This window comes from Candidatus Omnitrophota bacterium (genome assembly GCA_016929445.1).
Classification (GTDB): Bacteria; Omnitrophota; Gorgyraeia; order JAFGIU01; family JAFGIU01; genus JAFGIU01.
Window position 1 is genome coordinate 1 of record JAFGIU010000025.1, and the last position, 5546, is coordinate 5546.

Here is a 5546-nt window from a genome sequence, read left to right on the forward strand (position 1 = left end):
ATCAAAATGGCCCAGGGCGCCAAGCCCGGCGAGGGCGGCCAGCTTCCGGGGCACAAGGTGAGTGAGGAAATTGCGTTCCTCAGGCACTCCGTGCCCGGGGTGGCGCTCATTTCCCCGCCTCCGCACCACGATATTTACAGTATTGAGGATTTGGCCCAGCTCATCTACGACCTCAAGCAGGTGAATCCCGAGGCCCGCGTGTGTGTGAAGCTCGTGGCCGAGGCAGGTGTGGGGACCATTGCCGCGGGAGTGGCCAAGGGCCATGCGGATACCATTCTCATCAGCGGCCACGACGGGGGCACCGGAGCTTCTCCTATCAGCTCGATCAAGCACGCAGGGTTGCCCTGGGAGCTCGGTGTGGCGGAAACCCAGCAGGTTCTGCGGCTGAACGGTTTGCGTGAGCGTGTGGTGCTCCGCACGGACGGGGGCTTCAAGACCGGGCGGGACGTTGTAATGGGCGCCCTGTTGGGGGCTGAAGAGTTCGGTTTCGGAACAGCGGCCCTGGTCACCACCGGTTGCGTTATGACGCGCAAGTGTCATCTGAATAACTGCCCTGTGGGCGTGGCGACACAAGAGCGGAAATTCCGCGACAAGTACACGGGAAAGCCCGAGCACGTAGTGCGCTTTTTCAAATATATCGCCCAGGAGATCCGTGAAATTTTGGCGGAAATGGGTTTCCGCTCTCTCAAGGATATTGTCGGGCGGAATGATCTGCTCACACTCCGGAAAGGATACCGGGATATGCCCGGATTGGAAGGGCGCCGCATTGACTTGACACGCCTCATGGATGACTGCGGGATCGGGGATAAGCATCCGCGCCGGCGCATGTGGGATCGCAACGATTGGGAGAAGCATGAACGCCTGGACGACTTGCTTCTTGAAGAAATCCAGGCGGATGTGGAGTCCGGGACACCGGTGCAGATTCATTCGCCCATTCAAAACATTCATCGAACCGTGACAACCCGGATTTCAGGGCAAGTGGCCAAGTTTCACGGGGCTGAGGGCTTGCCTCCGGGAACCATTGACCTGAGTTTCCGGGGCACTGCCGGGCAGAGTTTCGGGGCTTTTCTCGCGCCCGGGATGAAAGTGACCCTGGAAGGAGAGGCCAATGACTACGTAGGAAAGGGCATGGCCGGCGGGGAACTTGTGGTGCGGCCGTTTGAGGAGAGTCCCTATGCCACGCAAGAGAATGCTATTATGGGGAATACGGTGATGTACGGCGCGACCGGCGGCCGGATGTTCGCCGCGGGCTATGCGGGCGAGCGCTTCTGTGTGCGCAATAGCGGGGGAGTGGCGGTCATCGAAGGGGTGGGAGACCACGGCTGTGAGTACATGACCGGCGGCACAGTGGTTATCTTGGGACAGGCCGGCCGGAATTTCGGGGCCGGCATGACCGGCGGCCAGGCCTTTATCCTGGATTTAAAGAATAACTTCGACTGCTGCTACAACAAGACTCTGGTTGTGCCGCGCCGGATTACCGATGCTTCAGGCGCTTCTGCCAAGATCTTGCTTGAGCTGATTGAGTCCCACGTTGAAAAGACCGGAAGCGCCTGGGGACAGTATATTCTTGATAACTTTAGCACCTTGCTGCCGAAATTCTGGCATGTATTGCCCAAGGAGCAGGTGAAGGCCATAGAAATGGAAGAGGAAGGCGTCACCGAACAAGTGAATGTCTGAATCGATGGACTGCTATAGCATTTCCAGATCTCTCTTCCGGGTCTTATTTAAAATACTTTTCCGTTGGGAGATCCACGGCAGCGAGCACTTGCAGACCAAGGGCGGCTGTCTGGTCTGTTCCAACCACGCCAGTTTTTTAGACCCTCCCCTGGTAGGATCGCCGTGGCCGCGCCCATTGCACTACTTTGCCCGCGAGAGCCTGTTTCGTTTTCCCTTTCTGCGTTGGTGGATGGAGAAATGCAATGCCATGAGCGTCCGGCGGGATGAGGTGGATCTGACGGCCCTGCGCAAGGCCATCCGTCTGGTGGAATCCGGGGAGGCCTTGGTGGTGTTTCCGGAAGGCACCCGGACCTTAGACGGCAATCTGCAAAGCGCCAAGAATGGAGCGGGGCTGATGGCCTACAAAACAAAGGCCCGCATTGTGCCCACCTATATTGACGGCTCCTTTCGTGCATGGCCCAAAGGCCGGAAATGGCCCAGACTCACCAAGATCCGCGTCTATTACGGAGAGCCCTTTGTCCCCACAGAACTTTACGGGAAGCCCGGCTCTGCAGAGACGTACCAGGAAATCACAAATTTGATCATGACTAAGATCGGAGAACTCAAGCCGTGAGGCCGACCCGGTTCAGATCAGAGCTTCTCATCCTCTTGTGCTGCCTGTTGGCCGTGCCATGCATCCCGCATGCCCAAGCTGAGGAAGGCGCTCCGTCAGTGGCCGGGGTGCCTGCCGTCTATTCCGCGGCCGTGGGCGGATACACCCAACTGATCGAGCAAGTCAAACCGTGGGTGGTGAGCGTGGTGCCTTCGCGATATGAGCCCGAGCCCCTGGGCCATCCCTGGGACTGGCTGGCAGGAGCCGTGGGGGATGAGGCGAGCCGCGTGCTGCGGCAATTTGTGCGCTATGTGTTTCTGGAGGGCGAAACCCGGGAAATGGTCCAGATGCAGACCTATGGTTCAGGCGTGATCTTGAGCGCGGACGGCTACATTGTGACTAATGAACATGTCACCCGCGGGGCGGATTCTATCAGGGCCTATTTGTGGGATGGCCGGGTTTTTGATGCGGAAATTGTGGGGGAAGACTATGTGACGGATTTGGCAGTGATCAAGATCCCTGCTCAAGGTTTGGAGATCGCTCATATTTCTCCAAAAGCGCGGGTGGAGGTCGGGGATCAAGTTATTGCCGTGGGAAACGCCCTGGGCTTGCGCAACAGTGTTTCCATGGGTATTGTCAGCGCAGTTCATCGCAAAGTGCGCGACAGTGACGGCCGGGTCCACGAGGGTGTGATGCAGACGGATGCTCCCATCAATGTGGGCAATAGCGGAGGCGCTTTGGTGAACCTGCAGGGGGAGGTCGTCGGAGTGGTGACCTTTCTGGTACCCGACGGCGAGGGGGTGAGCTTTGCCATTCCGTCCAAGCGCTGGAAAGCAGTGGCCGATGCCTTGATTCGCGAAGGCAGGGTTCGGGAGGGGACCCTGGGCATCGAGGTGGAATCAATGGAGCTCAGCCCGGGGCAGCTTCGGATTGCCCGGGTGGAATCCGGGAGCGCAGCCGAAGCAGTGGGCCTGAAGTCCGGCGATATTATTCTCGGGGTCCAGGGGGTTGATCTGCAAAGCGCGCTGGAATTTCGTGATTGGGTCCGGATGGCCGGCATTGGCAAGGAATTGCAGCTCAATGTGCGCCGCGGCGGCGTGGAAAGCTGGGTGCGTTTGCGTGTGGAGGAAGTGCCCACTTCGATCCACACCGGAGTTTTGGCCGGACAAACTGCCGGAGGACCCAAGGCGCGGCTGAGTCTCAAGGAGATTGGATTGCTTGTCGTGTTAATCCTCCTTGGGGTCTTGGCGGCAAGTGCTTTGAGGGAGACTTTGCGCAAAGAGCGCCGCAGCGGAGAGCGCCGCAAAGGGGAGCGCCGCAAGGGAGAACGCCGCAAAGGGTCTGATCCGCTATTTGATGACGAGGATCGCAGGCGGACTGAGCGCCGCGCTGCGAATAGACGCAACAAGCACCGCCGGTAGGGGCATACACGAATGATCCTTTTTCATTGGTTGTTTCTGGGCATTGTCCAAGGCCTGACCGAATTTCTTCCGGTGAGCAGTTCCGGCCATCTTGTGTTTCTGCAATTGGTGATGGGAGTGGAAGGCCCGCACCTTCTCTTGGATGTGCTGCTGCATTTGGCCACGACCTTGGCTGTTATGGCGGTTATGTGGCGTTCCTTTAATCGACGCTTATTTCTGTACATGATGATCAGTTTGGTGCCGACCGCGGTTATCGGCCTTGCGCTCAAAGCCTGGGTGGAGAGCGCCTTTACCTCGCTCCGGGCCGTAAGCCTGGGTTGGTGGGTCACTGTGGGGATTTTGTGGTTTCTGGCGACCCGCCAAAAAGAGGGCCGTGGCATCGAGACTCTGACTTGGAAAGACGCGGTCCTGGCCGGATGTTTTCAGGGCTTGGCCGTGTTTCCCGGAGTCTCGCGTTCGGGCATGGTCCTCGCTGTTCTGCTCAGACGGGGATTTGCCCCCAATGTGGCCTTTGAGTTTGCTTTCTGGATGTCCGTGCCCGCGATACTGGCCGCTTCGGTGTTGCAGCTGCGCGGGATCTCCGGGAGTCTGGACGGGTTCTGGACGCCTGCGGTGCTCGGGATGGCCGGAGCCTTTGTTTCCGGTGTGTTTGCGCTCGTGTGGTTAAGACGCCTGGTCACGCAAGGACGCCTGCATTGGTTTGCCCCGTATTGTTTGGGAATGGGTTTGCTGGCGTGGTTTCTCTAGTCGCCGTTGTCTAGATCTGCAATGACATCCGCCCCGAGCAGGGGAGTGATCAAGTAGAGCATGGGATCGGGAAGCATGGATTCGGCTGCGCGCTGTCTTGTGCCGTCCGCGCTATTGGGAATCATGCCTTCCTCGGTGACCGCGTTTTCAATCACGACTTCCAGAATACGGGTTACGTGCCCGTGAGGGTCGCGCAGCGGCGCGGCCATGGCCATGATCACCGCAGTTTTTCCGTCCTTCTTCTCCCGGATACAGTTATCCAGCTTTTGTACCTGGCCTGTGCGCAACGCTGAGTACGCAGCGGATTCCTCCAATTGATCCGCATCCTGAACCGATTCTTCATCCGGGCTATTGGGAAGCCGAAAGAGATGCTCTGCAACGCGATTGCGCCAAATGATTTTGAGATTGCGGTCCAAAAGAGAAATGCCAACGCCCATCGAGGCAAGAAGCTCGAGGATATCGTTGGCAATCAAAGCTTGGACTGAACTGCTTGTCAGATATTTCTTATATGCAGAGGGAAACTCCAGCATTCGACCACCGCCCCCCGGTTTGGCCTACCGGGTCGGTTCTTCATGCTCTTTGCGACTGCTATTTCACCATCTCCCCCTGTACAACAGTACAAGTATACATCATAACACCACTTGGTCAAATAACTTGCGAAAAATGAAGCGGATCTTAGCCCTTATCCGTATAAATTGTATCAATTAAATACATTCAGAAAGAATTGATGAAAAAATGGCAAAGATTCCCCTTTGAGCAAACTCAAATGCCTGTGCTAGAATAGCTCAAACCAGGAGGCTCGCAGCCATGTCCACGCTCCCAAAGCTTTCTTTTCTCTCGGCTCTGATTGCCTTGATATCCCTCTCCCTTTTTGGCTGCGCCAGTTCGGACGTAAGCGTTCGCGGCAATTTTTATATTAACCAGCCTGCCAAGGTGGCGATTTTGCCATTTTCCGGAGAATACTCCGACGTTGCGGGGCAGATTCTGGAAGATCAGCTAAATGAGCGGCAGCTCTTTGAGGTTGCGAGCCTCCATGAGTTTGAAACCCGCGAATCTGCGCATCCGGAGTGGACCACCTGGGTGCGGCGCGTTGGCTGGCGGCAGCCCAC

6 protein-coding genes are annotated in these 5546 nt (G+C 57.3%); 5 read left to right on the forward strand and 1 reads right to left on the reverse strand.

Features of this window, described 5'->3' with window-relative positions; genetic code table 11:
- From JW937_02345 to JW937_02360, 4 genes are all read left to right on the forward strand, one after another.
- A partial coding sequence (locus JW937_02345; GenBank protein ID MBN1586251.1) for a glutamate synthase subunit alpha occupies positions 1-1677 on the forward strand: 1677 nt, incomplete at its 5' end.
- A complete protein-coding gene (locus JW937_02350; protein MBN1586252.1) occupies positions 1670-2290 on the forward strand; it encodes a 1-acyl-sn-glycerol-3-phosphate acyltransferase in 621 nt (206 codons plus the stop codon). The genes JW937_02345 and JW937_02350, both read left to right, overlap by 8 nt.
- Positions 2287-3690 (forward strand): trypsin-like peptidase domain-containing protein, encoded by a 1404-nt coding sequence (locus tag JW937_02355; protein MBN1586253.1) that lies wholly within the window; start codon positions 2287-2289, stop codon positions 3688-3690. Before JW937_02350 ends, JW937_02355 begins: the two co-directional genes overlap by 4 nt.
- A 12-nt stretch (positions 3691-3702) precedes the next feature.
- A complete protein-coding gene (locus JW937_02360; GenBank protein MBN1586254.1) occupies positions 3703-4437 on the forward strand; it encodes an undecaprenyl-diphosphate phosphatase in 735 nt (244 codons plus the stop codon).
- On the opposite strand, the gene JW937_02365 is transcribed toward JW937_02360, so the two are convergent.
- Positions 4434-4967, reverse strand: a complete 534-nt coding sequence (locus tag JW937_02365) for a hypothetical protein (GenBank protein MBN1586255.1) — start codon at positions 4965-4967, stop codon at positions 4434-4436. The genes JW937_02360 and JW937_02365 overlap by 4 nt on opposite strands.
- A gap of 277 nt (positions 4968-5244) precedes the next feature.
- Here JW937_02365 and JW937_02370 point away from each other — a divergent pair.
- Positions 5245-5546 (forward strand): hypothetical protein (locus JW937_02370; protein MBN1586256.1); only part of this gene is annotated, 302 nt, incomplete at its 3' end.

Coding starts and splice junctions, on each gene's coding strand:
- JW937_02350 (MBN1586252.1), top strand. CDS start 1,670: ATGTCTGAATCGATGGACTGCTATAGCATTTCCAGATCTCTCTTCCGG.
- JW937_02360 (MBN1586254.1), top strand. CDS start 3,703: ATGATCCTTTTTCATTGGTTGTTTCTGGGCATTGTCCAAGGCCTGACC.
- JW937_02365 (MBN1586255.1), bottom strand. CDS start 4,967: ATGCTGGAGTTTCCCTCTGCATATAAGAAATATCTGACAAGCAGTTCA.